General features: G+C 67.2%; 18 protein-coding genes, 1 tRNA gene and 1 pseudogene. 8 read left to right on the top strand and 12 right to left on the bottom strand.

The window, feature by feature from the left end; genetic code table 11:
- Positions 1-98 precede the first annotated feature (98 nt).
- Positions 99-316 (bottom strand): annotated as a pseudogene (locus BME24068_RS35430) (hypothetical protein); the annotation flags it as partial.
- Here BME24068_RS35430 and fixL point away from each other — a divergent pair.
- From fixL to BME24068_RS27100, 4 genes are all read left to right on the top strand, one after another.
- The gene (fixL, locus tag BME24068_RS27115) at positions 236-2,752 is read left to right on the top strand and encodes an oxygen sensor histidine kinase FixL (RefSeq protein WP_174927923.1); all 2,517 of its coding nucleotides are present in this window, start codon (positions 236-238) and stop codon (positions 2,750-2,752) included. The pseudogene BME24068_RS35430 and the gene fixL sit on opposite strands and share 81 nt — an antisense overlap.
- Positions 2,749-3,387, top strand: a complete 639-nt coding sequence (fixJ, locus tag BME24068_RS27110) for an oxygen response regulator transcription factor FixJ (protein WP_006493245.1) — start codon at positions 2,749-2,751, stop codon at positions 3,385-3,387. The genes fixL and fixJ overlap by 4 nt, the downstream gene beginning before the upstream one ends.
- Positions 3,388-3,623: 236 nt before the next feature.
- A complete protein-coding gene (folD, locus tag BME24068_RS27105) occupies positions 3,624-4,481 on the top strand; it encodes a bifunctional methylenetetrahydrofolate dehydrogenase/methenyltetrahydrofolate cyclohydrolase FolD (protein WP_174927922.1) in 858 nt (285 codons plus the stop codon).
- Positions 4,482-4,738: 257 nt separating this feature from the next.
- On the top strand, positions 4,739-6,826 hold the full coding sequence (locus tag BME24068_RS27100; protein ID WP_174927921.1) for a M3 family metallopeptidase: 2,088 nt from the start codon (positions 4,739-4,741) through the stop codon (positions 6,824-6,826).
- Positions 6,827-6,889: 63 nt separating this feature from the next.
- On the opposite strand, the gene dinB is transcribed toward BME24068_RS27100, so the two are convergent.
- Positions 6,890-8,101: a DNA polymerase IV gene (dinB, locus tag BME24068_RS27095; RefSeq protein WP_174927920.1), complete on the bottom strand. Its 1,212-nt coding sequence runs from the start codon at positions 8,099-8,101 to the stop codon at positions 6,890-6,892.
- 189 nt (positions 8,102-8,290) lie between these two features.
- On the opposite strand from dinB, the gene BME24068_RS27090 reads away from it, so the two are divergent.
- Together BME24068_RS27090 and BME24068_RS27085 are read left to right on the top strand one after the other, a co-directional pair.
- Positions 8,291-8,983: an aspartate/glutamate racemase family protein gene (locus BME24068_RS27090; RefSeq protein WP_174927919.1), complete on the top strand. Its 693-nt coding sequence runs from the start codon at positions 8,291-8,293 to the stop codon at positions 8,981-8,983.
- A 328-nt stretch (positions 8,984-9,311) separates the two neighbouring features.
- Positions 9,312-10,115, top strand: coding sequence for a DUF3472 domain-containing protein (locus tag BME24068_RS27085; protein ID WP_174927918.1), 804 nt, complete (start codon positions 9,312-9,314; stop codon positions 10,113-10,115).
- A 96-nt stretch (positions 10,116-10,211) separates the two neighbouring features.
- On the opposite strand, the gene BME24068_RS27080 is transcribed toward BME24068_RS27085, so the two are convergent.
- A tRNA-Met gene (locus tag BME24068_RS27080) sits at positions 10,212-10,288 on the bottom strand.
- 182 nt (positions 10,289-10,470) lie between these two features.
- On the opposite strand from BME24068_RS27080, the gene xth reads away from it, so the two are divergent.
- Entirely contained in the window at positions 10,471-11,247 is a 777-nt protein-coding gene (xth, locus tag BME24068_RS27075) for an exodeoxyribonuclease III (RefSeq protein ID WP_096508993.1), read from the top strand.
- A gap of 35 nt (positions 11,248-11,282) precedes the next feature.
- Here the strand turns inward: xth and BME24068_RS27070 are convergent, their stop codons facing one another.
- The 4 genes from BME24068_RS27070 to glnA form a co-directional block, all read right to left on the bottom strand.
- Entirely contained in the window at positions 11,283-13,397 is a 2,115-nt protein-coding gene (locus BME24068_RS27070) for a prolyl oligopeptidase family serine peptidase (protein ID WP_174927917.1), read from the bottom strand.
- 80 nt (positions 13,398-13,477) lie between these two features.
- A complete protein-coding gene (ntrC, locus tag BME24068_RS27065; protein ID WP_096508995.1) occupies positions 13,478-14,998 on the bottom strand; it encodes a nitrogen regulation protein NR(I) in 1,521 nt (506 codons plus the stop codon).
- A gap of 43 nt (positions 14,999-15,041) precedes the next feature.
- Positions 15,042-16,184 carry a nitrogen regulation protein NR(II) gene (glnL, locus tag BME24068_RS27060; RefSeq protein WP_162826245.1) on the bottom strand — a complete coding sequence of 381 codons (1,143 nt, stop codon included), beginning with the start codon at positions 16,182-16,184 and terminating at the stop codon, positions 15,042-15,044.
- Between the two features lie 161 nt (positions 16,185-16,345).
- The gene (gene glnA, locus BME24068_RS27055; RefSeq protein ID WP_096508996.1) at positions 16,346-17,761 is read right to left on the bottom strand and encodes a type I glutamate--ammonia ligase; all 1,416 of its coding nucleotides are present in this window, start codon (positions 17,759-17,761) and stop codon (positions 16,346-16,348) included.
- A 406-nt stretch (positions 17,762-18,167) separates the two neighbouring features.
- Between glnA and BME24068_RS27050 the strand changes: the two genes are divergently transcribed.
- On the top strand, positions 18,168-18,632 hold the full coding sequence (locus BME24068_RS27050; RefSeq protein WP_096508997.1) for a rhodanese-like domain-containing protein: 465 nt from the start codon (positions 18,168-18,170) through the stop codon (positions 18,630-18,632).
- 136 nt (positions 18,633-18,768) lie between these two features.
- On the opposite strand, the gene BME24068_RS27045 is transcribed toward BME24068_RS27050, so the two are convergent.
- The 5 genes from BME24068_RS27045 to hrpA form a co-directional block, all read right to left on the bottom strand.
- Complete coding sequence (locus tag BME24068_RS27045; RefSeq protein ID WP_096508998.1) at positions 18,769-19,584, bottom strand: competence/damage-inducible protein A; 816 nt, start codon at positions 19,582-19,584, stop codon at positions 18,769-18,771.
- Complete coding sequence (locus tag BME24068_RS27040; protein ID WP_096508999.1) at positions 19,581-20,408, bottom strand: EI24 domain-containing protein; 828 nt, start codon at positions 20,406-20,408, stop codon at positions 19,581-19,583. The genes BME24068_RS27045 and BME24068_RS27040 overlap by 4 nt, the downstream gene beginning before the upstream one ends.
- 120 nt (positions 20,409-20,528) lie before the next feature.
- A complete protein-coding gene (locus tag BME24068_RS27035; RefSeq protein ID WP_096509000.1) occupies positions 20,529-21,503 on the bottom strand; it encodes a sterol desaturase family protein in 975 nt (324 codons plus the stop codon).
- 16 nt (positions 21,504-21,519) lie between these two features.
- A complete protein-coding gene (locus BME24068_RS27030; protein ID WP_096509001.1) occupies positions 21,520-22,509 on the bottom strand; it encodes a YVTN family beta-propeller repeat protein in 990 nt (329 codons plus the stop codon).
- 180 nt (positions 22,510-22,689) lie between these two features.
- A partial coding sequence (gene hrpA, locus BME24068_RS27025; protein ID WP_425322068.1) for an ATP-dependent RNA helicase HrpA occupies positions 22,690-26,739 on the bottom strand: 4,050 nt, incomplete at its 5' end.

Genomic DNA, 26,739 nt, shown 5'->3' with positions numbered 1-26,739 from the left:
GATGCAGACGTCGCGACGCGGCCGGCTGCGGGCAAGCTCCGACGGATTGTAATGAGCGTGTACGGCCCGGGCAACAAAATTTTCGAATTATGAGATCTTTTCTCATAATGCGGAATATTGCTGCGCCGCACCCTTGTTTCGGGCGTCTCCGGCACGCGCCATCCGGACAAATCCGTTTCCGTTCAACATATCCGGTATAGGTTTTCCATGTATTGCGCTGCGCTACAATCCTGCCATGTTGACCGATCGGCTTTTCGCACGCTCGGCGCGACCGTCGGGCCCGCCGGCGGAGTCGCAGCCGTCTCGCTGGCACCACGGACCGTGGTGGTCCAATTCCTATTTGCTGACCCCGCTGCTGTCGATCCTCGTGTTCCTTGTGGTAATGAGCCTCATTCTATGGAGCCTCAATCGCCGCGAACAGCAACAGCAGGAAGACACCCTGTTCCGTAACGTCGCGTGGGCGCAGCAGCAGATCCGCCTGTCGATGACGGGCGCGCAGGAACAATTGCAGGCGCTGTCGCGCGATCTCGCGTCCGGCCGCCTCGACCAGAACGCGTTCCAGATGGCCGTCGCGGACGTGATGCAGACGCATCCGGAAATCCTCTATCTGAACTGGTATACGTCGCCCGGCGTGCAGCGCTGGCCGACCGTGCACCCGCCGCTGCTCGGCCAGCGGCTCGCGAAGCCCGGCGACGCGCAGATGCAGGACGCCGTGCGCGGCGCATACGACGAAGCGCGCAGCACGCGCCGCCAGGCCTATTCGCCGCTGATCTACGACGACTTCGGCAACGGCTACATCACGCTGCAGACGCCCGTGATGCGCGGCGACCGCGAATATCTCGGCTCGATCGCCGCGGTGTTCTCGGTCGAAGGGATCCTGAAGCACGACATCCCGCAGGAGCTGTCGTCGAAGTACAAGATCTCGATCACCGACGCGAACAACCGCGAGCTGTCGTCGACGTCGACGCGCCCGCGCCTGCCGCGCGACTCCCACTACGACCTGCCGCTCGACCCGCCGGGCCAGGGGCTGACCGTGCGCGTGTACGCGTTTCCGCAGCTCACGAACCTGACCAACAACACGCTCGTGTGGCTCGTTGCCGGCCTGTCGTGCTTCGTGCTGTGGAGCCTCTGGAGCCTGTGGAAGCACACGCGCCAGCGCTTCGAGGCGCAGCAGGCGCTGTACGCCGAAGCCTTCTTCCGTCGCGCGATGGAAAACTCGGTGCTGATCGGCATGCGCGTGCTCGACATGCACGGCCGCATCACGCACGTGAACCCGGCGTTCTGCCGGATGACGGGCTGGGACGAAACCGACCTCGTCGGCAAGGTCGCGCCGTTCCCGTACTGGCCGCGCGACGCGTACCCGGAAATGCAGCGCCAGCTCGACATGACGCTGCGCGGCAAGGCGCCGAGCTCGGGCTTCGAGCTGCGCGTGCGGCGCAAGAACGGCACGCTGTTCCATGCACGTCTCTACGTGTCGCCGCTGATCGACAGCTCGGGCCGCCAGACGGGCTGGATGTCGTCGATGACCGACATCACCGAGCCGAAGCGCGCGCGCGAGGAACTCGCGGCCGCGCACGAGCGCTTCACGACGGTGCTCGAAAGCCTCGACGCCGCCGTGTCGGTGCTCGCCGCCGACGAAGCCGAGCTGCTGTTCGCGAACCGCTACTACCGCCACCTGTTCGGCATCCGCCCGGACGGTCACCTCGAGCTGTCGGGCGGCGGTTTCGATCGTGCGCAGGCGTCGTCGGACTCGATCGACATGGTCGACGCGTTCGCGGGCCTGCCGGCGGCCGCGCTGACGAGCAGCACGGCGGACGCGCAGGAGGTGTACGTCGAGAGCATCCAGAAGTGGTTCGAGGTGCGCCGCCAGTACATCCAGTGGGTGGACGGCCACCTCGCGCAGATGCAGATCGCGACCGACATCACCACCCGCAAGAAGGCGCAGGAACTCGCGCACCAGCAGGAAGAGAAGCTGCAGTTCACGAGCCGATTGATGACGATGGGCGAAATGGCGTCGTCGATCGCGCACGAACTGAATCAGCCGCTCGCCGCGATCAACAACTACTGCTCGGGCACGCTCGCGCTCGTGAAGAGCGGCCGCGGCACGCCCGAAACCTTGCAGCCCGCGCTGGAGAAGACCGCGCAGCAGGCGCTGCGCGCGGGGATGATCGTCAAGCGCATCCGCGAATTCGTGAAGCGCAGCGAGCCCAAGCGCCAGCCGGCGCGCGTCGCGGACATCGTCGCCGACGCGGTCGGGCTCGCCGAGATCGAGGCCAGAAAGCGCAGGATCCGGATCGTCACGGAAATCCTCGCAAGAATGCCTATTATTTATGTCGACCCCGTGCTGATCGAGCAGGTGCTCATGAACCTGATGAAGAACGCGGCCGAAGCGATGGCCGACGTGAAGCCGGCGTCGGCGGACGGCATGATCCGCGTCGTCGCCGACATCGATGCGGGATTCGTCGACATCCGCGTGATCGACCAGGGCCCGGGCGTCGACGAAGCGACCGCCGAGCGCCTGTTCGAACCGTTTTACAGCACCAAGTCCGATGGCATGGGCATGGGGCTGAACATCTGCCGTTCGATCATCGAATCGCATCGGGGGCGTCTGTGGGTGGTCAACAATGTCGAACCGGACGGCCGCATTTCCGGCGCGACATTCCACTGCAGCCTGCCCATTGGGGAACCCGCTGATCTCGGCCAAGGGGGGCGCGAGGCATCGGCATCACATACCGTTACGGGAGAACTATGAATAGCCCTGTCACCACCACTCAGGAAACTGTCTTCGTCGTCGACGACGACGAGGCCGTACGGGACTCGCTGCGCTGGCTGCTGGAGGCGAACGGCTATCGCGTGCAATGCTTCTCGAGCGCCGAGCAGTTCCTCGATGCCTATCAGCCGGCGCAGCAGGCCGGCCAGATCGCATGCCTGATCCTCGACGTACGGATGTCGGGCATGAGCGGCCTCGAACTGCAGGAGCGCCTGATCGCCGACAACGCCGCGCTGCCGATCATCTTCGTCACGGGCCACGGCGACGTGCCGATGGCGGTGTCCACGATGAAAAAGGGTGCGATGGACTTTATCGAGAAACCGTTCGACGAGGCCGAGCTGCGCAAGCTCGTCGAGCGGATGCTCGACAAGGCCCGAAGCGAAAGCAAGAGCGTCCAGGAGCAGCGCGCCGCCAGCGAACGCCTGTCGAAGCTGACCGCGCGCGAACAGCAGGTGCTCGAGCGCATCATCGCGGGCCGCCTGAACAAGCAGATCGCCGACGATCTCGGGATCAGCATCAAGACGGTCGAAGCGCACCGCGCGAACATCATGGAAAAGCTCAACGTCAACACCGTGGCCGATCTGCTGCGCCTCGCGCTGTCCAAGAAGCAGGCCTGAGCGTTGCTCGCGGCCGCGGGGCGCCTGCCCGGCCGGCCGCGCCACCGCGCCGCGCGATGCGGCCCACTCGCGCGGTGCTTTCCCGCTTTCGTCGCGGGACGTCTCGCACCGCCGCCATGACGCTTCCCGTGTATTCGCTGTCGGACGACGACAAGCGAACGGTATAATTGCGTGCTTTGCTGCGGCGTTTCGCGCGCCGCACGCCCGCATTCCAACTTCCCGGCAGGACCACCACCATGACAGCCCTCCTCATCGACGGCAACGCCCTATCGAAGACCTTGCGCGCGCAGGCCGCCGAACGCGCCGCCGCCCTGACCGCACGCGGCCACCAGCCCGGCCTCGCGGTGATCCTCGTCGGCGCCAACCCGGCGAGCGAAGTCTACGTGCGCAACAAGATCAAGGCGTGCGAGGACAACGGCTTCTTCTCGCAAAAGGACGCGTACCCGGAAACGCTGTCGGAAGCCGATCTGCTCGCGCGCATCGACGCGCTGAACCGCGATCCGAAGATCCACGGCATCCTGGTCCAGCTGCCGCTGCCCGCGCACATCGACAGCCACAAGGTGATCGAGGCGATCGCACCGGAGAAGGACGTCGACGGTTTCCACGTCGCGAATGCCGGCGCGCTGATGACCGGCAAGCCGCTGTTCCGCCCGTGCACGCCGTACGGCGTGATGAAGATGTTCGAAGCGCACGGCATCCCGCTGCAGGGCGCGAACGCCGTCGTGATCGGCCGCTCGAACATCGTCGGCAAGCCGATGGCGATGCTGCTGCTCGAAGCCGGCGCGACCGTGACGATCTGCCACAGCAAGACGCGCGACCTCGCCGCACACACGCGCCAGGCCGACATCGTGGTTGCCGCGGTCGGCAAGCGCAACATCCTGACGGCCGACATGGTGAAGCCGGGCGCGACGGTGATCGACGTCGGCATGAACCGCGACGACGCGGGCAAGCTGTGCGGCGACGTCGACTTCGCCGGCGTGAAGGAAGTCGCCGGCCACATCACGCCGGTGCCGGGCGGCGTCGGGCCGATGACCATCACGATGCTGCTGATCAACACGATCGAAGCCGCCGAGCGCGCCGCCGCGGCCGCCTGATCGTCCTGCCCCGCCCAGCCGGCGCGCATTCGTGCGCCGGCATCTTGCCGGCCGCCGTCGCGGCCGCGTCATGACGCCGCGTTCGCGGCCCGTATCCGACCCTCCCCTTCCCGCCATCGGCCGTATCCCAATCGCGTCGTTAGAAACTAACGATTGGAAAGCGCGCGATGCGCCCCAATAATGTCGGTATCGGGCGCCGCCGTATCGCGCCTCACCCTTTTCACCCCGGTTCATCCGGCAACAGACAGGGAGTCTTAATGTCCGCCAGCGCCAACACCAATCCGCTCCTCGATTTCTCCGGCCTGCCCCGCTTCGGCGAGATTCGCCCGGAACACGTGACGCCCGCGCTCGACACGCTGCTCGACGCCGCCAACCGCGCGGTCGACACCGCGAGCGCGCCCGCGACGCCGGCGACCTGGGCCGATATCGTCGAGACGGTCGAGCAGGCGACGGAGCCGCTCGGACGTGCATGGGGCGTCATCGGCCACCTGAACGCAGTCGCCGATACGCCGGAGCTGCGCGCCGCCTACGGCGAGAACCTGCCGCGCGTGACCGAATTCTGGTCGAGCGTCGGCCAGAATCTCGCGCTGTACGAGAAGTACAAGGCGATCGCCGCGAGCGCCGAATATGCGACGCTGTCCGTCGAGCGCAAGAAGATCCTCGACAACGCACTGCGCGATTTCCGCCTGTCGGGCGCCGAGCTGCCCGAAGACCAGAAGCCGCGCTTCGCCGAACTGCAGGAACAGCAGGCCGCGCTGTCGAAGGCGTTCTCCGATCACGTGCTCGACGCGACCAACGCGTACGCGTATTTCGCGCAGGACGAGGCCGATCTGGCCGGTCTGCCGGGCGACGCGATCGAAGCCGCGCGTGAAGCCGCGCAGAAGGAGGGCAAGGAAGGCTGGAAATTCACGCTGCACTTCCCGTCCTACTTCCCGGTGCTGCAGTACGCCGAGAACCGCGCGATGCGCGAGACGCTGTACCGCGCCTATGCGACCCGCGCGTCGGAACTCGGGCCGCAGTACGGCGGCGGCAAGGCCGAGTGGGACAACACGGCGATCGTCGCCGATGAACTGAAGCTGCGCCGCGAAGAAGCGCAGATGCTCGGCTACCGCAACTTCGCCGAAGTGTCGCTCGCGCCGAAAATGGCCGAATCGCCGCAGCAGGTGATTTCGTTCCTCGAGGATCTGGCAACGCGCGCGCGCCCGCATGCGGACAAGGACTGGGACGAACTGCGCGCGTTCGCGGCGAAGGAACTCGGCCTGACCGAACTCGCGCCGTGGGACGTCGCGTTCGCGGCCGAACGGCTGCGCCAGCAGCGCTACGCGTTCTCGGAAAACGAGGTCAAGCAGTACTTCCCGGAACCGGCCGTGCTGAAGGGCCTGTTCAACGTCACCGAAACGCTGTTCGGCGTGCGGATCAAGCCGGACGACGCGCCGGTATGGCACAAGGACGTACGCTTTTTCCGCGTCGAGAACCGCGACGGCTCGCTCGTCGCGCAGTTCTATCTCGACCTGTACGCACGCGAAGGCAAGCGCGGCGGTGCGTGGATGGACGACGCACGCGCGCGCGCGAAACGCGGCAGCGCCGTGCAAACGCCGGTCGCGTACCTGACCTGCAACTTCTCGGCGCCGGTCGGCGGCAAGCCCGCGTGCTTCACGCACGACGAAGTCATCACGCTGTTCCATGAATTCGGCCACGGGCTGCATCACATGCTCACGCGCGTCGACGAGCTCGGCGTGTCGGGCATCAACGGCGTCGAATGGGACGCGGTCGAGCTGCCGTCGCAGTTCATGGAAAACTTCTGCTGGGAATGGGACGTGCTGTCGTCGATGTCGTCGCACGTCGACACGGGCGCCTCGCTGCCGCGCGCGCTGTTCGACAAGATGATCGCCGCGAAGAACTTCCAGAGCGGGCTCGGCACGCTGCGCCAGATCGTGTTCTCGATGTTCGACATGCTGCTGCACGTCGACTTCGATCCGGCGGGCGCGACCGGCGTGAACGCGTTCGCGCGCGAGATCAACGAGCGCTACCACGTGATCCCGCAGGCGGCGTTCTCGCGCTGGCCGAACACGTTCAGCCACATCTTCGCGGGCGGCTATGCGGCCGGCTACTACAGCTACAAGTGGGCCGAAGTGCTGTCGGCGGACGCGTACGCGGCGTTCGAGGAAGCGGCCGCCGCAAGCGGCAGCGTGCTCGACGCGGAAACCGGCACGCGCTATCGCCGCGAAATCCTGGAAGTCGGCGGCAGCCGCCCGGCGATGGATTCGTTCAAGGCCTTCCGCGGCCGCGAGCCGGAAATCGACGCGCTGCTGCGTCACAACGGGATGGCCGCGCCCGCGCACTGAGCGCGCTTGCCTGCCCGGTTCGCCGGCGGATCGAAACAAGGCACCGCTTCGGCGGTGCCTTTTTCATGGTGCCGGCGTGTCGTCGCCGGCTTCGCTCGCCGCGTCGGCTTCGTCCGCCTCGTCGGCTTCGTCATCGAACAGCGAGAACTGCCCGTGACGCTCGGCCGTATCTTCGTCGATACGCACGCCGACGCCCAGCAGCCGCACGGCCTGCGCACGTCGCTGCAATCCCTTCGCGAGCAGCGTGACGGCCGTTTGCGCACTCGTCGCGTCGGCCACGCATTCGACCGTCGTGCGCTGGAAATCGGCGAAGCGGATCTTCACGTACAGCTTGCGGATCGAGCGTGCCGCACCTGCGCGCGCGATCCGCGCATCGAGCTGCACGACGAGACGGCGAATCTCGTCCGCGCATTGCTCGAGCGTCGTCAGGTCGGTCACGTAGGTCGTCTCGACGCTGACCGACTTGCGCTCCTGGTCGGCCTGCACCGGCCGCTCGTCGATCCCCCGCGCCAGCTGGTACAAACGCCGGCCGAACGCACCGAACTCGCGGTGCAGATCGATCAGCGACCAGTCGCGCAACTGCGCGCAGGTCTGGATGCCGAGCCGGTCGAGCCGCGTGGCCGTCACCTTGCCCACGCCGTGCAGCTTGCGCACCGGCAGCGCCGCGACGAACGCATCGACTTCATGCGGGCGCACGACGAACAGGCCGTCGGGCTTGTTCCAGTCGGACGCGATCTTCGCAATGAACTTGTTCGGCGCGACACCGGCCGACACCGTCACGCCGACCGTGTCGTACACGCGCTGGCGAATCTCGCGCGCAATCAGCGTCGCGCTGCCCTGGCACAGTTCGGAACCGCTGACGTCGAGGTATGCCTCGTCGAGCGACAACGGCTCGACGTCATACGTGTAGTCGCGATAGATCGCCATGATCTGCCGCGACGCCGCGCGGTACTTGTCCATCGCGGACGGCAGGATCAGCAGGTCCGGACACTTGCGCATCGCGAGCGCCGACGACATCGCCGAATGCACGCCGTAACGCCGCGCCTCGTAGTTGCAGGTCGCGATCACGCCGCGCTGATCGGGCCGGCCGCCGACCGCGAGCGGCCGGTTGCGCAGCGACGGGTCGTCGCGCATCTCCACCGACGCGTAAAAGCAGTCGCAATCGCAGTGGATGATCTTGCGCACGCGCGGCGGCGCGTCGCCGGGTGGCGACGCGCCCGGATCGGCAGGCGGGAGGATGGTCGGGTTCACGGTGCCGATACTGTACAAAAACACAGTGGCCGTTTCAACTGCCACGTGCTGCCTCGATCGGCCGTCGCCCTTTCCGGTCCGTTCGGGCCATCCACGTGCGGCGACCCTGGCCGGGCGCACCGTACCGGTCCGCTTCGCGCGGATCGTACCGCCGCGCGGACGGGCCGCCCCCTATACTCGTCTGTCACGACATACGAAACGCACAGGTGACGGATGAAGACGATCGGACTGATCGGCGGAATGAGCTGGGAATCGTCGGCCGAGTATTACCGGATGATCAATCGCCACTCGAAGGCGCTGCACGGCGGCCATCACAACGCGAAGAGCGTGCTGGTCACGGTCGATTTCGCGGAGATCGAAGCGCTGCAGCGCACGCAGGACTGGGCCGCGCTCGGCGACCGGATGGCCGATGCCGCGCGTCAGCTCGAAGCGGCGGGCGCCGGTCTCGTCGTGCTGACGACCAATACGATGCACCGCGTGCACGAAGCGATCGAAGCGGCGGTGACGCTGCCGTTCCTGCACATCGCCGATCCGACCGGCGCCGCGCTGCGCGCCGCGGGCGTCGAGCGCGTCGCGCTGCTCGGCACGCGCTACACGATGGAGCTGCCGTTCTATGCGGAACGGCTGCGCGACAAGTTCGGCCTCGACGTGCTGGTACCGGACGAAGCCGCGCGCGGCGACGTGCACCGGATCATCTACGACGAGCTGTGTCATGGCGTGATAGAAGCCGGATCGCGCGCGACCTACGTGGCGATCATCGACGCACTGGCGAAACGCGGCGCGCAGGCCGTGATTCTCGGTTGCACGGAAATCACGCTGCTGATCGGCGCGGACGACTCGCCGCTACCGGTGTTCGATACGACCGCACTGCATGCGAAGGCGGCGGTCGAGTGGGCGGCGGGCTGAACGACGCGCATTATCGTGCGCCGCGTAACGGTCGCGCACCGGATGCACGCGCCGGCAACCGCCGCGCGATGCAGCGGCCGCATTATTCCGCGGAACGCAAATAGCTATCCCGAGCTGCCCCCTCCCGCTGTTCCCGCTTCCCCGCTCTCGCCTGCCGCACGGGGCCGCGGCGGACAGCACCCCGCGCATCGCGCGCGCATCATCCGGCCCGCCGACACCACGGGTTATTCACTGGTCATAAAGTGACCGCACATTGGCATGCGAGCAGCGTCGCTGCGATCGACGCCGCTCGCCGCGGTCTCTTTTCCACCAACAGGGAAACAGGAACATGAAAAAACTCAACGCCGCGATCGGTGCGTTGCTCGCCGTGTCGACCATGCTCAACGCGCACGCCGATCCCAACATCACCGCGTCGGCCACGACGACACCGAAAGGCGGCTTCGACCGGATGGCATGGGACATCACGCCCGAAGTCGTTCCGGGCAACGTCAACGCCAGTTACTACTGGGCCAACGAGTTGTCGTCCGAGCATGGCGGCCACGCGATCTACACCGGCATCCAGCCCCGCACCCAGGGCAGCAACCTCGTGATCTTCAGCGCATTCGGCACCGGCACGGCGCCGCTGTCCGCGAATTGCCGCGGCGGCGCCGACGGCGGCGCGGGAACGTCGTGCTCGATTGCGTACGCGTGGAAACCGGGTCGCGCATACCGGCTGCAGATCACGCACACGCAGGCCGATCGCAGCGACGGGCGCTCGACCGTCGAAGGCTTCATCACGGACGTCGCCACCGGCATCACGACGCCGACCGGCAGCATCGCGGTGCCGGCGGACTGGGGCGGCCTGTCGAGTTCGGCTTACCTGTTCGACGAGTACTTCCCGTTCAACGGCGCGTCGAAGGATCCGCTGCAGCGACCGTGCGTGCCGTATGCACGCTACACGACGTCGCTGCCGCATTTCTATCTGAAGGGGGTGGACTATCCGACGACCGAACGGTCGATCCGGGTGAATACCGGCATGGACAAGTGCGCGGTGCTGGCCGGTGCGCCGAACGCGCGGGCCACGCTCGTCAACACGACGACGTATCTGCTCGAGAACGGCTTCCTGCCCGGAAGCCCGGGCGCGCCGAAATGACATTCGGGCGCTGAAAACAAAAAACCCGGCACGGGGCCGGGTTCCTGTCGACGAAGCGCGCATCGGTCACTTGCGCAGCACATCGTCTGGTGTGCTTGGTTGCGGGGGTAGGATTTGAACCTACGACCTTCGGGTTATGAGCCCGACGAGCTGCCAGACTGCTCCACCCCGCGTCAGAGAAATAAATTATAGGGTGAGGAAGTACTCACGTCAATACTTTTGTCACAATTTCTTTACAAGCCATCGACGTCGCGATGCGCGCCCGCTCTCCGCATCGCGTGCCGCGCACGTTCGCGCCCCGCGCTCGCGGTAAGATGGCGGCCTTCGCATTCACCCCGCACGCACTCCCCCGTTCATGAAAATCGCCACCTGGAACGTCAACTCGCTCAACGTCCGCAAGCAGCACGTGCTCGACTGGCTCGCGCAAAGCGGGACCGACGTGCTGTGCCTGCAGGAACTGAAGCTGCCGGACGAGAAATACCCGCGCGCCGATCTGGAAGCAGCCGGCTACCGCAGCTGGTTCACGGGTCAGAAGACCTACAACGGCGTCGCGATCCTCGTGCGCGACACGCTCGCCGTCGACGAATCGGACGTCGTGCGCAACATCCCCGGTTTCGAGGACCCGCAGCAGCGTGTCGTTGCGGTGACGGTCGACGGCGTGCGCATCGTGTCCGCATATTTCCCGAACGGCCAGGCGCCCGACTCCGACAAGTTCGTCTACAAGATGCAGTGGCTCGATGCGCTGCAGGCGTGGCTGGGCACCGAGATGCAGCGCCATCCGAAACTCGCGCTGCTCGGCGACTTCAACATCGCGCCCGAAGATCGCGACGTGCACGACCCGGCGAAATGGGAAGGCCAGAACCTCGTGTCGCCGCAGGAGCGCGCGCACTTCGCGAAGCTGATCGAGCTCGGCTTCGTCGATGCGTTCCGTCGCTTCGAGCAACCCGAGAAGACCTTCACGTGGTGGGACTACCGGATGTTCGCGTTCCGCCGCAACGCGGGGCTGCGCATCGACCACATCCTGCTGTCGCCGGCGCTCGCCGAAACCTGCGCGTCGTGCGAGGTCGACCGCGTGCCGCGCACGTGGGAACAGCCGTCCGATCACACGCCCGTCGTCGCGATCGTCGGCTAAGCGCCCCACCCGCTCACGCCCGCGCTCAACTGCGCTCAACCGCGCGCGGGCGCGGGCCCGAGATGGGCCCACAGGAAGCCGAATTCCGCCGCATCGGCTTCGGCACGCTCCAGATCGTCGGCGCTGCCGTGGCCGCCGTCGGTGTTCTCCCAGTACCACACCCGTTCGTGACCCAGCGCATGCATGCGCGCGGCCATCTTGCGCGCATGCGCGGGATGCACGCGATCGTCGCGCGTGGACGTCGTGAGCAGCAGCGGCGGATATACGACGCCTTCGCTCACACGGTGATACGGCGAATACGCGGCGAGCGCCGCGCCTTCGCGCGGATCGTCCGGATCGCCGTACTCGTCGAGCCACGCGGCACCCGCGTGCAGCTTCGGGTAGCGCCGCATGTCGAGCAGCGGCACGCGGCACAGCACCGCGCCGAACAGCTCCGGCCGCTGCACCATGCATGCGCCGACCAGCAGCCCGCCGTTGCTGCCGCCTTCGATCCCGAGCTGCGCGGCCGTCGTCACGCCGGTGCGGATCAGATCCTCGGCTACCGCGATGAAATCGTCGAACGAACGCTGCCGATGCTCGCGCTGCGCGTCGATGTGCCAGCCCGGCCCGAATTCGCCGCCGCCGCGAATGTGCGCGAACGCCGCGACGCCGCCGCGTTCGAGCCATGCGATGCCGAGTGCATCGCTATAGCCCGGCAGGTTCGGAATCGCGAAGCCGCCATAGCCGGACAGCAGGCATGGCCGCGCGACGCGAGGCGTACCCCGCGCATCGCGTTCATCCAGCGCGTCGCGCGGCCCGATCAGCGTGTACGGGACGATCGTGCCGTCGCGCGAGCGCGCGTTCGCGCGGCGCACGACGAGTCCGGCCGCATCGAAACGCACCGGCGGACGGTCGAGCAGCACGCGGCGCGACGGTGCATCGGCCGCCCGGTCGGCCAAATCGGCGAGCCAGCATTCGGGCGGATCGACGTAGGTGTCGACGTCCACATACACGTCGTCGTTCAGCGTCGACTCGACCGGCTCGACATCGATCTGCGCGTCGCCCGGCCAGTCGAACGGCCGCGCGTCCCACGTCCACGCACCGTCGTCGCGCTGCGTCGGCTGCCACAGCATCGTGCGGTTGTGCACGTCGTCGAGCCAGCTCGCGATCAGCGTGGTGCGCGTGTGCGTCCACGTGCACGCGGACGTCGACGGCCGCGGCTCGAACAGCGTCGTGAATTCGCGCGACCCGGCGAGGAACGCCTGCTCGCGGATCGCGAGCAGCGAGCCGCCCGCGTGATGCGTGCCGCCGCAGTCCCAGTCGAGCCGCGGCTCCAGCATCAGCCAGCCTTCCCAGAAACCGACCTCGACATGGGTCGGCACATCGTAGCGCGCCCATTCGCCGGCGTCGGTCAGCCAGTACGAATGCGCGTCGAAGAAGTCCACGCTGCGCCACGCGACATGGCGGCCGTCGATCGAATCGAACCACGCGCCCGCGCTGATGTCGTCGGGTTCGCCGCGAAACACGACGGGCGCATCCGCGAGCGGCGTGCCGCGCACCCAGCGTCGCGCGTCGTACGGATAGCCGGCCGCGGTCGCATGCGCTTCGCCGCGATCCCAGCTCACGTAGACGGTATCGCGGTCGATCCAGCCGACCGTGTGATGTCCCGGCGCGTCGATCGTGAAACCGCCGTCGACGAAACGGCGCTGCACGAGATCGAACTCGCGCACGACGACCGCGTCGGCGCCGCCCGGCGACAGCGACAGCAGCGCCCGGTCGCCGTCCGGATACAGGATCGTGTCCTGCTCGAACACCCACGACTCGCCCTCCTGCGCGCCGAGCGCATCGACGTCGAGCAGCGTTTCCCAGTCGGGCCGGCCGGCGCGCCAGTCGTCCCAGCGCGCGCGGCGCCACAGTCCTTTGGGATGGAGATCGTCCTGCCACAGGTCGTACGCCCAGTCGCGCCAGCGAGTCGGGATCACCGGGCGTTCGCGCGGCAGATACGCCTGGGCGAGCCGCGCGGTGAGCGCGCGATATGCATCGTCGTCGCGCAGCGCGACACGCGTGCGCGCATTCTGCTCGTCGACCCACGCGCGGGCGCGCTTGCTGTCGAGCGCTTCGAGAAAACGGAACGGATCGGCCCCGGCGGGCCAGCGGAAGGAATCGGACATGACGGAGACGCACGTGACGGCAAACCGCGATTATGTCCGATCGCGGCATGCGCGACGTCCGCGCATGCCGCGTGCGGTGCTTACGGCTCCAGGTGGAGCTCCTGGATCTTGCGCGTGATCGTGTTGCGACCGATGCCGAGCCGCTCCGCCGCCTCGACCTTGCGGCCGCGCGTGAAATCGAGCGCCTCGCGGATCACGGCCGCCTCGAAGCGGCGCGCGAGTTCGTCCATCACGTCGCCCGAATTCTCGCGCAACAGCCGCGCGACTTCGGTACGCAGGCCGCTCTCCCACATCGGATAGCCGGCCGGTGTGCCGTTCGGTGCGGCCGCGACGGGCGCAGCCGTCAGCTGTACTGCGCCGGGTACCGGCTGTGCGCGCGCCACGTCGCCGGCAGCGCTGCCGCCGTACGCATCCGCGCCGTCGGCCGTTGCGGCCACCGGCGCGCCGGCCGGCACGAGATCGGGCGGCAAGTCCTTGATCTCGACCGTCTGCGCGGGCGCCATCACGGTCAGCCAGTTCGCGAGGTTCTCGAGTTGCCGCACGTTGCCGGGAAACGCCAGCGATGTCAGGTACGCGAGCGCCTCGTCGGACACGCGCTTCGGCTCGACACCGAGATCGCGCGCACTCTTTTGCAGGAAGTGGCGCGTGAGCAGCGCGATGTCCTCGCTGCGCTCGCGCAGCGGCGGCAGCCGCAGCCGGATCACGTTGAGCCGATGATAAAGGTCTTCGCGGAACAGCCCCTGACGCACGCGCGCCTCGAGATTCTGGTGCGTCGCGGCGATCACGCGCACGTTCGCGCGCAGCGGGTTGTGACCGCCGACGCGATAGAACTGGCCGTCCGACAGCACGCGCAACAGGCGCGTCTGCAGATCGAACGGCATGTCGCCGATTTCGTCGAGGAACAACGTGCCGTTTTCGGCCTGCTCGAAGCGGCCCTGGCGCGTGGTTTGCGCGCCGGTGAACGCGCCGCGCTCATGGCCGAACAATTCGGATTCGAGCAAATCCTTCGGAATCGCCGCGGTGTTCAGCGCGATGAACGGGCCGTTCGCACGCGGGCTGTGACGGTGCAGCGCACGCGCGACGAGCTCCTTGCCGGTGCCCGATTCGCCCGTGATCAGCACGGTCGCGGCCGAATGCGACAGGCGGCCGATCGCGCGGAACATGTCCTGCATCGCGGGCGCCTGCCCGAGCATCTCGGGCGCTTCGGCCACGCGCTCGTCCTGCGGCGCGCCGCCGCGCAGGCTTTCCTCGACCGCGCGCCGAATCAGCTCGACGGCCTTGTCGACGTCGAACGGCTTCGCGAGATATTCGAACGCGCCGCCCTGGAACGCCGCGACGGCGCTGTCGAGGTCGGAAAACGCCGTCATGATGATGACGGGCAGGCCCGGCAGACGCTCGTGCATCGCCTGCAGCAACTCGAGGCCGGATCCGCCCGGCATCCGGATGTCGGACACGAGCACCTGCGGTGTCTCGTGATCGAGTGCGGCCAGCGCATCGCGCACGTTCGCGAAACTCTTCGTCGCGAAGCTGTCCCGGGCGAGCGCCTTTTCAAGCACCCAGCGGATCGATTGGTCGTCGTCTACTATCCAGATCGGCTTCATAGGTCGGTCAGATATTGGTGAATCCGGTGAATCGCACTGCCGCTCAATGGTCGAGCGGCAGCAGAATCTGAAACTCGGTACGTCCGGGCCGGCTCTCGACCTCGATCATCCCGTCGTGCTGCTGCACGAAGGTCTGCGCGAGCGTGAGGCCGAGGCCGCTGCCGTCGTCGCGGCCGGACACGAGCGGATAGAAGATCCGGTCGCGGATCTCTTCCGGAATGCCAGGCCCGTTGTCGACCACGTGCAAGTCCAGTGCCAGCTTGTACAGGCGCTTCGCGATCGTCACCTTGCGCGCGACGCGCGTGCGCAGCTCGATCTTCGCGTCGCCCTGCGCGATCCGCTCGCGCAGCGCCTGCGCGGCGTTGCGCACGATGTTCAGCAGCGCCTGGATCAGTTGCTCCTTGTCGCCGCGCAGGTCCGGCACGCTCACGTCGTAGTCGCGCTCGATCGTGAGCCCGCGCGGAAATTCCGCGAGCATCACCGCGCGCACGCGTTCGCACACTTCATGAATGTTCACGTCGCCGACGATGTGCGGATGCCGATGCGGCTCCAGCAACCGGTCGACGAGCGTCTGCAGGCGGTCGGACTCCTTGATGATCACCTGCGTGTATTCGCGCAACTCGCCGCGCTCGCGCTCGCTCAGTTCGAATTCGAGCAGCTGGGCTGCGCCGCGAATGCCGCCGAGCGGGTTCTTGATCTCGTGCGCGAGGTTGCGAATCAGTTGCTTGTTGACCGCGGTCAGGTCGTGAATGCGCTCCTCGCGATCGGTGCGCGACTGCCGTTCGTTCTCGAACAGCTCGACGAGCACGAAATCGGGCGCGGTCTCGAGGAAGCCGACGATCGCATGCACGTGCAGCGCCTCGTGGCCGGGCCGGTCGAGCACCGTGTCGAGATGCGTCGCGTGAAAGCGCTCCTCGCCGATCGCGGTGATCGTCGACGCGAGCGCGTTCGCGTTCGGGAAAATCTCGCCCCACGGCCGCTGCGCGAGTTGCCGGCGCGAGAGGTCGAGCATCGCCTCCGCGGACGGATTCGCGAACACGACCCGCAGCGTCTTGCGGTCGAGCACGATCACGACCGTCGGCAGCGCTTCCAGCCCCGCCAGCAGGCCCGAGTGCATGAGCCGCTCGTCTTCCGTCAGTCGCTCGGGCTGCCCCGTCTTCGCCTTGATCAGATTCTTCAGAGCCATCGTGCGTATCGTCGCGCCTCACCGGGTCGGAAAATGGAAATGCTCGGAACAAAAAAGGGACGGCTGGACGCCGTCCCCTTTCAGACTCCGCGGTTCCCGCCGCAGGCCGCGCGACGGGAACGAACCGGCATGACGGCGCTGAATCGAAGCGCCATCGCCGATTACAGCGAGTAGTACATCTCGAACTCGATCGGGTGCGTCGTCATGCGGAACTTCGCCAGCTCCTGCTCCTTCAGCCCCAGGTACGCGTCGAGCATGCCGTCGGTGAACACGCCACCGCGCGTCAGGAACTCGCGATCCTTGTCGAGCGCTTCCAGCGCCTGGTCGAGGCCTGCGCAGACGGTCGGGATCTTTGCATCCTCTTCCGGCGGCAGGTCGTACAGGTTCTTGTCCGCTGCTTCGCCCGGATGGATCTTGTTCTGGATCCCGTCCAGACCCGCCATCATCAGTGCCGAGAACAGCAGGTACGGGTTCGCCATCGGATCCGGGAAGCGCGTTTCGATACGGCGGCCCTTCGGGTTCGACACGTGCGGAATGCGGATCGATGCCGAACGGTTGCGCGCCGAGTAAGCGAGCTTGACCGGTGCTTCGAAGTGCGGAACCAGACGCTTGTACGAGTTCGTCGTCGGGTTCGTGATCGCGTTCAGCGCGCGAGCGTGCTTGATGATGCCGCCGATGTAGAACAGCGCCATTTCCGACAGGCCGGCATAGCCGTTGCCCGCGAACAGGTTCTGGCCGTCCTTCCAGATCGACTGGTGAACGTGCATGCCCGAACCGTTGTCGCCGACGACCGGCTTCGGCATGAACGTCGCCGTCTTGCCGTACGAGTGCGCGACGTTATGGATGATGTACTTCGACCATTGCGTCCAGTCGGCGCGCTCGACCAGCGTCGAGAACTTCGTGCCGATTTCGTTCTGGCCCTGGCCCGCCACTTCGTGGTGGTGCACTTCGACCGGGATGCCGAGCTGTTCGAGCAGCAGGCACATTTCCGAACGCATGTCCTGGAACGTGTCGACCGGCGCGACCGGGAAGTAGCCGCCCTTCGTGCCCGGACGGTGGCCCGTGTTGCCGCCTTCGAATTCCTTGCCCGACGACCACGGCGCTTCTTCCGAGTTGATCTTCACGAAGCAGCCCGACATGTCCGTGTTCCACTGGACCGAGTCGAAAATGAAGAATTCCGGTTCCGGACCGAAGTAGGCGGTGTCGCCGATGCCCGTGCTCTTCAGGTACGCTTCGGCGCGCTTCGCGAGCGAGCGCGGGTCGCGCTCGTAGCCCTTGCCGTCGGCCGGCTCGACCACGTCGCAGGTCAGCACCAGGGTCGACTCTTCATAGAACGGGTCGATGAAGGCAGCGTTCGGGTCCGGCATGAGCAGCATGTCCGACGCCTCGATACCCTTCCAGCCCGCGATCGACGAACCGTCGAATGCATGACCGCTCTCGAACTTGTCTTCGTCAAACGCCGAAACCGGCACCGACACGTGCTGTTCCTTGCCGCGCGTATCCGTGAAGCGGAAATCGACAAACTTGACGTCCTCGTCCTTCACGAGCTGCATGACGTCGGCGACGGTTTTACTCATAACCTCTTCTCCTGATTGAACAATTCCGGCGGACTGGGAACCGCCTCGTTTATCGAGCTGCCCGGAGTCTGGCTTTGGCGCAGCGCGCTCCGGGTCGACCGAATTCTATATAGCAGCTTCCATGCCAACCCTACGCCGAATCGGCGAGAATCGCGCCCGCCCGCGCCGTGGCGGGGCCCGGCTGCGCAATTCCGGGGCCACGCACCGCGGCGCCCGCCGGCCGATCGCACCGCGATGGTGCAATCGGCGCGGCACATCGGCGGGATGGAATCATTCTGGTGCATGCGCGCCATTCTGCACTCTTTTGGTGAGTGCGTGGGCGGTGCATGCACCGCACGGCGCCCGGACATCCCTGCGGCGGCAGCGCGCTAGAATGCGCGTTTGACCGATACGGAGACCTCCTGCCATGAGTACGCTCGACCAGCTTTACGCCAAGGCCGAAGAACGCCGCACCCAGGGCTCGCTCGACTATGCCGGCGCGCTGCTGCCGGTCGAGGCATTCGAACTGCTGCAGCTCGACCCGTCGGCCCGCCTCGTCGACGTGCGCACCCGCGCCGAGCTCGACTGGATCGGCCGCCCGCTCGTCGGCGACGGCCAGTACCTGCACATCGAATGGACGCGCTACCCGGGCGGCGTGCCGAACGCCGAATTCGTCAACGAACTAAAGGCAGCCATCGCACCCGACACGCCCGTGCTGTTCCTGTGCCGCAGCGCCGCGCGCTCGAAGCTCGCCGCGGTCGCCTCCGCGCAGGCCGGCTTCACGAAGGCGCTCGACCTGCTCGAAGGCTTCGAAGGCGCGAAGGACGCCGAAGGCCATCGCAAGACGGTCGACGGCTGGTGCTTCCGAAAACTGCCGTGGATCGGCGCCTGAGCGCGCCTGCCGTCCGCCGCGCCCGACTGCGACATCGTCGAGCCGGGCGATGACACCCCGATGACGGGCCGCGTTGCGCGGCCCGTGCCTTTTGTGCGGCCGTTTCGTGCTTGTGCGCGACCGGATTGCCGGCCGCTCAGGCGCGCGGCGCGTCCGGTTCGACGATGTCGCCGCCGAGCAGGTGCACGCCTTCGCGCAGCTTCACGAACGCGGCCGCGACCGCCTCCGGCTCGCCCTTCACGCCGAGATCGATATGCCGGCGCGCGTAGATCCCGCCGCGCTCGGCGTCGCCCACGCTCGGCAGGCTGAACACGCGCACGCCGGGGAAGTCGCGCTCGATCCTTTCCATCAGCGGCGCGAGCGTCGATTCCGGCAGTTCGAACACGTACAGCGAGCGCTCCGCGTGCGGGCTCGCGTGATGCAGGTGCCGGTACTTCGTGTCGAGCACCCATTCGATCATCGGCCACGCCATGACCGGGAAGCCCGGCACGAAGTGCAGATCGCCGACCGAGAAGCCGGGAATCCGGTTGTACCCGTTCGGGATGATCGCGGCACCCGCCGGGAACACGCCCATGTTGAAGCGGTGCTGGTTTTCCGGCGAATCGAAGTTGACCGGCGTGGCCGGATCGGTGTGCATCTCGCGGATGCGCTCCGAGATCAGCACCTTCGCTTCCGGATGCAGCTCGAGCGGCACGCCGAGCGCGGCGGCCGCGCACTGGCGCGTGTGGTCGTCCGGCGTCGCGCCGATCCCGCCCGTCGAGAACACGATGTCGCCGGATGCGATCGCGCGCGCGAGCGTCGCGGTGATGCGCGCCGGATCGTCGCCGATGTATTCGGCCCAGTCGAGCGCGAGGCCGCGCGCGCCGAGCAGCTCGATGACCTTCGCCAGATGCTTGTCCTGCCGGCGGCCCGAAAGGATTTCGTCGCCGATGATGATGATGCCGATGCTCATGCCTGCCCCATGTCGATTGCGGTGGCGCGCGAGCTCGCGCGCAGGTCTTCCAGCGCGCGCAGGCAGTAGTGCCCGAACCACAGCGCCGAGAAGACGAGGATGAAAGCGTATACCCAGATCATGGCCGCCGCGACGAACGGGAACAGCACCATCATCCAGACCGACGAGACCCACACGAAGGTCGGAACGGTGCCGAGCAGCCCGGTCGCGACGCCGATGCCGATCAGCGGCCAGCGATGCTGCCGCACGAGTGCCCGGCGCTCGTCGCGGCTCGCGTGCTGCGCGAGCGCGTCGTAGGTCATCACGCGGTACGTGAGCCAGCCCCAGATCACGGGCGGCAGCAGCGCGAAGAACGGCGGAATCAGCCACAGCGGGATCGTGACGACGAGCAGCACGACGCCGACGAGCGCCGCGCCGAGCGAATTGAACACGCTGCCGAAGAACGTGCCGCCGCGCTTCGTCTCGAGCGCAGCGAACTGCCGGTTCGACAGGTGCCTGATCACGACCGGCATCGAAATCGCCGCGATCAGCAGCAGCACGGTAAGCACGATCAGCGGAATCGCCAGCGACACGACGACGAACGGCGCGATGACCGCATGCAGCTGCGACATCCCGATCGCGTCGAATGCGCGGTACAGCGCGGCCGTCAGCATGAAGCCGTCGAGCGCGCCGCGCGCGGCGTCGATCAGTGTCTGCCACGAGAACCACAGCACGACGCCCCACAGCAGCGCCGACACGACGAACGGCATCAGGGTGAGCCACAGCATGCGCGGGTGCAGCGCGCTGACGAGCGCCCGGACGAAGGAGCGCAGCAAGTCGTTCATGCGAGCCTTTGGTGCCTGTATTGATGGAGAAAAACGGGGAAAGGATAAACCACACGGCCCGCATGCGCCAAAGCACATGCGGGCCGTGTGGGAACGCCGTTCAACGGGAAAATGACCGGATCAGGCCGATGCCGCGCCGCGCTTCGCGGGAACGATGCGCCGGAAGATGCGCACGAACGCGAGGCCGTGCTGCGCCCAGAAGCCTTCGCCGTAGGACACGCCTTCGACCTGCTCGCGGATGCCGGTCGGCTCGACCGTGCGGTTCCACGACGCGGTGCCGAACATCATGTCCCACCACGGGAACAGCACGCCGAAGTTGCAGCCGTACTTGGTGCCTTCGTGGCCGTAGCCGACGGCGTGGTGGCGCCGGTGGAAGGTCGGGCTCACGAGCAGGCGCTCGCCGAGCCGGCCGAACGACAGCCGCGCATTCGTATGCTGGATGCTCTGCAGGAAGTTGGTGACCGCGGTCAGCACGACGAACTGCGATGGCGTCACGCCGATCACGAGCGCGATCGCCGCGAAGAAGCACGATTGCAGCACGTCGTCGAGCAGGTGGTTGCGATCGTCGCACCACAGCGACATCTGCCGCTGGCTGTGATGGACCGCGTGCAGCTCCCACCAGATGCCGAACTTGTGCTGCCAGCGGTGATACCAGTAGCCGGCGAAGTCGAGCACGACGAGGTAGATCGCAAACGCGACGATCGGCTGCGAGGTCACGCCCGGCCACAGATAGTCGAGGTTGAAATTCGCGACGCCATGCAGGCGCATCCACGCCTGGAAGTTGTCGAACACCGGCTGCAGCGCGAAGAAGAAGAACAGCGTGTAGATGCCGAGCTTCGAGATCGCCGTGTAGATCACGTCGACCCGCACCGCGCGGCGGTTCTTCCAGCGCTCGACGGGCGCGAGCGCCTCGAGCGGGCGCAGCAGCGCGAACATCAGCACCATCTGCAGCGCGCCGATGATGACCCAGTAGAGTGCGTCGTAGGTGTCCTCGTCATAGTCCATCAGGTTGAACTTGAAGAGGAGCGGCTGCACGACGTCGACATACAGCCAGGTCTGGATGTCCGACACGAACGCATCGATCAGGTGCAGCATCGTTCGCCTCCGTCCGTCACGCGCCGTTCGCAGCCTTCCACGGCGCGCGGTCGTAGAAGTAGATCCCGTGCGGCGAGCGGCCGACGGAGATCGTCTGCACCAGCTTGCGCGACGGCAAATCGATGATACCGACCTTCTTCGCGAAGCGGAACGTCACCCACAGCGTCTTCTTGTCGGCGGACAGCTCCATGTCGTCCGGCCCCGGCAGCAGGCCGGTGATGTCGCCGACATTGGTGAGCGTGTTCTCGTCGATGATGCTGATCGTATTCGCGACCCGGTTCGTGACCGCGACGTGCGTGCCGTCGGCGAGCGAACGGAAGTTGTGCGCGCCCTTGCCCGTCACGATCTGCTTGACGACCTTCTGGTTGCGCCAGTCGACCACCGCGACGTAATCCGAGCCGGTCATCCCGACCAGCAGGTACTTGTCGTCCGGCGTGAGCCACAGGCCCGCCGGCACCTTGCCGACCTTCATCTTCCACTTGACCGTCTGCGTCGGCAGATCGATCGCCGCGATCTCGCCGGACACCTGCAGCGACACGAGCAGCGTCTTGCTGTCCTTCGTGAACGCGAGGTGGCTCGGCATGACTCCGAGCGGCACGCGCTTCACGAGGCGCAGGTCGCGACCGTCGTAGCCGTAGATGTCGACGCGGTCGAGGCGCAGCCCGGCGGCCGCGAACCATTTGCGGTCGGGCGAGAAGCCGAGCTGGTACGGATCGTCGATCCCTTCGACGGTGCGCTGCAGCTTGCCCGTCTTCGGATCGAGGAACATCAGGCTGTTCGAGACCGAATTTGCGACGATCAGCGACGCATTGTCGGGCGTAATCATCAGGTGGTGCGGCTCCTTGCCGGTTGGCATCGTGGAGACGACCTGGCGGGTCTGCTGATCGATCAGGGAAAGCGTCGCTTCGGCCGAGTTGAGGACGATCACGTTATTCGCGTGTGCGGCGGGCGCCAGTACGGCGGCGGCCAGCGCGAGCGTGCGGCCGAAAGAAAGGAAAGTGCGCATGAAGACTCACGTCGTGGAACAACAGTCATTGTAAAACGTTCGACCGGCCCCGCCGGTTGACGGGAGCCGGCGTTGCGCCACTTCGACGCACGCCGCGACGGCCATACGGCCGGCTGCGGCAGGCGCTGCGCCGCCGACCGGGGCCGGCGGCCGGTGCGGGCCCGGAAAACCGCCGTTGCACTAGCGCTGCATCGACTCCCAGACCTTGTGCAGACGCTTGACAGAGACAGGCATCGGCGTGCGCAGTTCCTGCGCAAATAATGAAATTCGCAGTTCCTCGAGCAGCCAGCGGAATTCCGCGAGCCGCGAGTCCGCCACGCCGCCGCGCTGCGACACCGCGCGCTGGTACTGCTGAACGAGCGGCAGCAGCTCGGCGGACTGCTTGGCGTCGCGCGCCGGATCGGCCTTCAGCTTGTCGATCCGCAGCGCGATGCCCTTCAGGTAGCGCGGAAAGTGCGCAAGCTGCACGTAAGGGGTGTCAATCACGAAGCGCTTGCCGGCCAGCGCCGCGAGCTGCTGCTGGATATCGGCGTGGGCCTGCGCGAACGGTTTCGCCTGTGCGAGCTTCTTCGCGAGACCCGCGTATTCGGCGAGGATCTGCCCGACGAGCCGCGCGATCTCCTGCGCAAGCAGGTTCAGGCGGCTGCGGCCCTCGTCGCGACGCGCGTGGAAGCTCGCGTCGTCGTCGGGCAGCGGATCCTGCAGGCACGCGCGGTCGAGCGCCGTGTCGATCAGCTGGTCGCGCAGCTCGTCCTGCGTGCCGAGCGACATGTACTGCATCGCCATCTCGCGCAGCCCCGGCAGGTTCTTCTCGAGGAACTTGATCGGCTCCTTCAGTTGCAGCGCGAACAGGCGCCGCAGGCCGGCCCGGTGGATCCGCGCGGCCTCCTCGGGCGAGTCGAACACCTCGACGTCGCAGTGCGTGCCGCGATCGACGAGCGCCGGGTAGCCGTACAGCGTCTGGCCGCGCCGGCGGATCTCCAGCAGCTCGGGGAGCTTGCCGAAGTTCCACGTCGTCAGGTTCTCATACAGCGCCGTCGCGCCCGCTTCCGCCGGCGCGGCCGTCTGCGGCGCGGCGCCCTTGCCCGCCTTGCCGCCCTTCGCTGCGGGCGCCGGTGCCAGTGCCTGCCCGGCTGCGGACGCCGGTGCGTCGCCCGTGTCCGTTTCGCCGCCCGGGGAGATCGTCGACGCCGCCGCGATCTTCTGGAACTGCTGCTGCGCCTGTGCGCCGAGCTCCTGGCGCAGCTGCGCGAGGTTGCGCCCCATCGCGAGCTGGCGGCCGTGCTCGTCGATCACCTTGAAGTTCATGAACAGGTGCGCGGGCAGCGTCTCGAGCTTGAAGTCGGCCGTCTTCATCATGACCTGCGTCTGCGCACGCACGTCGGCGATCAGCGCCTCGACGAGACCGCCCGCGCCGAAGCGCTCGCGGCCCGTCCGCTCGACGAAACCGGCCGCGTACTCGGGCAGCGGCACGCAGTGCCGGCGCAGCTTCTGCGGCAGCGACTTGAGCAGCAGTTGCACCTTCTCCTTCAGCATCCCCGGCACGAGCCATTCGCAGCGGCGCGCGTCGACCTGGTTCAGCGCGTAGAGCGGCACCGCGAGCGTCACGCCGTCGCGCGGCGTGCCCGGCTCGAAATGGTACGTGAGCGCCATCTCGACGCCGGCCATCGTCGCCCGCTTCGGGAACAGCTCGGTCGTCACGCCGGCCGCCTCGTGGCGCATCAGGTCGTCGCGCGACAGGTACAGCAGGCGCTGCCTGTCGTCCGGCTGGCCGCCCTGCTTCACCTCGTCGCGATACCAGCGCTCGAACGCGGCGCCCGTGTGGATGCCCGCCGGAATCGCCTGGTCGTAGTACGCGTAGATCAGCTCGTCGTCGACCAGCACGTCCTGCCGGCGCGACTTGTGCTCGAGCTGCTCGATGTCGGCGAGCAGCTTGCGGTTGTGCGCGAAGAACGGCAGCTTCGTGTCGAATTCGCCTTCGACGAGCGCGCCGCGGATGAACAGCTCGCGCGCGCGCGCCGGATCCTGCTTGCCGAACGCGACGCGCCGGCGGTGGTAGATCGGCAGCCCGTACAGCGTCGCGCGCTCGAACGCGCTGACCTGCGCGGGACGCTTCTCCCAGTGCGGCTCGGACAGCGACTTCTTCAGCAGGTGCGCGCCGATCTTCTCGACCCACTCCGGCTCGATCTTCGCGAGGCAGCGCGCGTACAGCCGGCTCGTCTCGACGAGTTCGGCCGCCATCACCCAGCGGCCGGCCTTCTTCGCGAGCGCGGAGCCCGGCCATAGATAAAACTTGATCCCGCGCGCGCCGAGATAATGCGGATCGTCGTCGGCCTTCATGCCGAGGTTGCCGAGCAGGCCGGTCAACAGGGCCAGATGCACCTGCTCATAGGTCGCCTCGGCCTCGTTGAGCCGCCAGCCGTGCTCGCGCACGACCGTCAGCAGCTGCGAATGGACGTCGCGCCATTCGCGCAGCCGCAGGTGCGACAGAAAATTCTGCCGGCACGCGTCGACGAGCTGGCGATTCGATTTCTTGTGCGCGACGGCCTCTTCGAACCACGCCCAGATCTTCAGCCATTGCAGGAATTCGGAGCGCTCGTCGGCGAACCGGCGATGCGCCTGGTCGGCCTGCTCTTGCGCCTCGATCGGGCGATCGCGCGGATCCTGCACGGACAGCGCGCTCGCGATGATCAGCACCTCGCGCAGCGACTGCTGGTCGCGCGCGGCGAGAATCATCCGGCCGACGCGCGGGTCGAGCGGCAGCCGCGCGAGCTCGCGGCCAAGCGGCGTCAGCGCGTTGTCGTCGTCGACCGCGCCGAGCTCGTTGAGCAGCTGGTAGCCGTCCGCGATCGCGCGCCCGGGCGGCGGCTCGAGGAACGGAAACGATTCGATCGCCGTCAGGTGCAGCGACTTCATCCGCAGGATCACCGACGCGAGCGACGCGCGCAGGATTTCCGGATCGGTGAAGCGGGCGCGCGCCTGGTAGTCGCTTTCTTCATACAGGCGGATGCACACGCCGTCGGCTACCCGGCCGCAGCGGCCCGCGCGCTGGTTCGCGGCGGCCTGCGAGATCGACTCGACCTGCAGCTGCTCGACCTTGTTGCGGTACGAATAGCGCTTCACGCGCGCGAGGCCCGTGTCGACGACGTAGCGGATGCCCGGCACCGTCAGCGACGTTTCGGCCACGTTGGTCGCGAGCACGATCCGGCGCGCGTTCGACGCCTTGAACACCTTGTCCTGGTCGGCCGCCGACAGCCGCGCGAAGAGCGGCAGGATCTCGGTATGCGGCGGGTGGTGCTTGCGCAGCGCCTCGGCCGCTTCGCGGATCTCGCGCTCGCCGGGCAGGAACACCAGCACGTCGCCGGGGCCTTCGCGGCATAGCTCGTCGACCGCGTCGACGATCGCGTCCATCAGGTCGCGTTCGGCCTCGCGCGCGGTCTTCACGCGATCGCGGCCGCCGGTGCCTTCGGCGTTCTTCACGGCTGGGCGATCCTCGGCCACCGGCCGGTAACGCATCTCGACCGGATACAGCCGCCCGCTCACCTCGATCACGGGCGCCGGGCGCTCGTCGGTGCCGAAATGGCGCGCGAAGCGGTCGGCGTCGATCGTCGCGGACGTGACGATCAGCTTCAGGTCCGGCCGCCTCGGGAGGATCTCCTTCAGATAGCCGAGCAGGAAGTCGATGTTCAGGCTGCGCTCGTGCGCCTCGTCGATGATGAGCGTGTCGTACGCCTTCAGCAGCGGATCGGTCTGCGTCTCGGCGAGCAGGATCCCGTCCGTCATCAGCTTGACGGACGCGCCCGGCGCGAGATTGTCGGTGAAGCGCACCTTGTAGCCGACCACTTCGCCGAACGGCGTGCCGAGCTCCTCGGCGATGCGTCGGCCGGTCGACGACGCGGCCAGGCGCCGCGGCTGCGTGTGGCCGATCAGCCCCGTGCCGCCGGCACCGAGGCCGCGGCCGAGATCGAGACAGATCTTCGGCAACTGGGTGGTCTTGCCCGAACCCGTTTCGCCGCAGACGATGACAACCTGATGACCGGCGATCGCACGCGCGATTTCGTCGCGTTTGCCCGACACGGGCAGGCTTTCGGGATACGTGATCGGCGGAACGGGGTTCGGTGCGACGGCGGCGCGCGGCGCACGCTCGCGGCGCGGTGCGCGCTCGCCGGTCGCCTGGGGCGCGCCCTTGACGGCTGGCTGGGCCGGCTGGCCCGGCTCGCCGCGCCGTTC

This window comes from Burkholderia anthina, from assembly GCF_902498995.1.
Lineage (GTDB): Bacteria > Pseudomonadota > Gammaproteobacteria > Burkholderiales > Burkholderiaceae > Burkholderia > Burkholderia anthina.
This window is presented reverse-complemented; position numbering and strand designations above follow the sequence as displayed.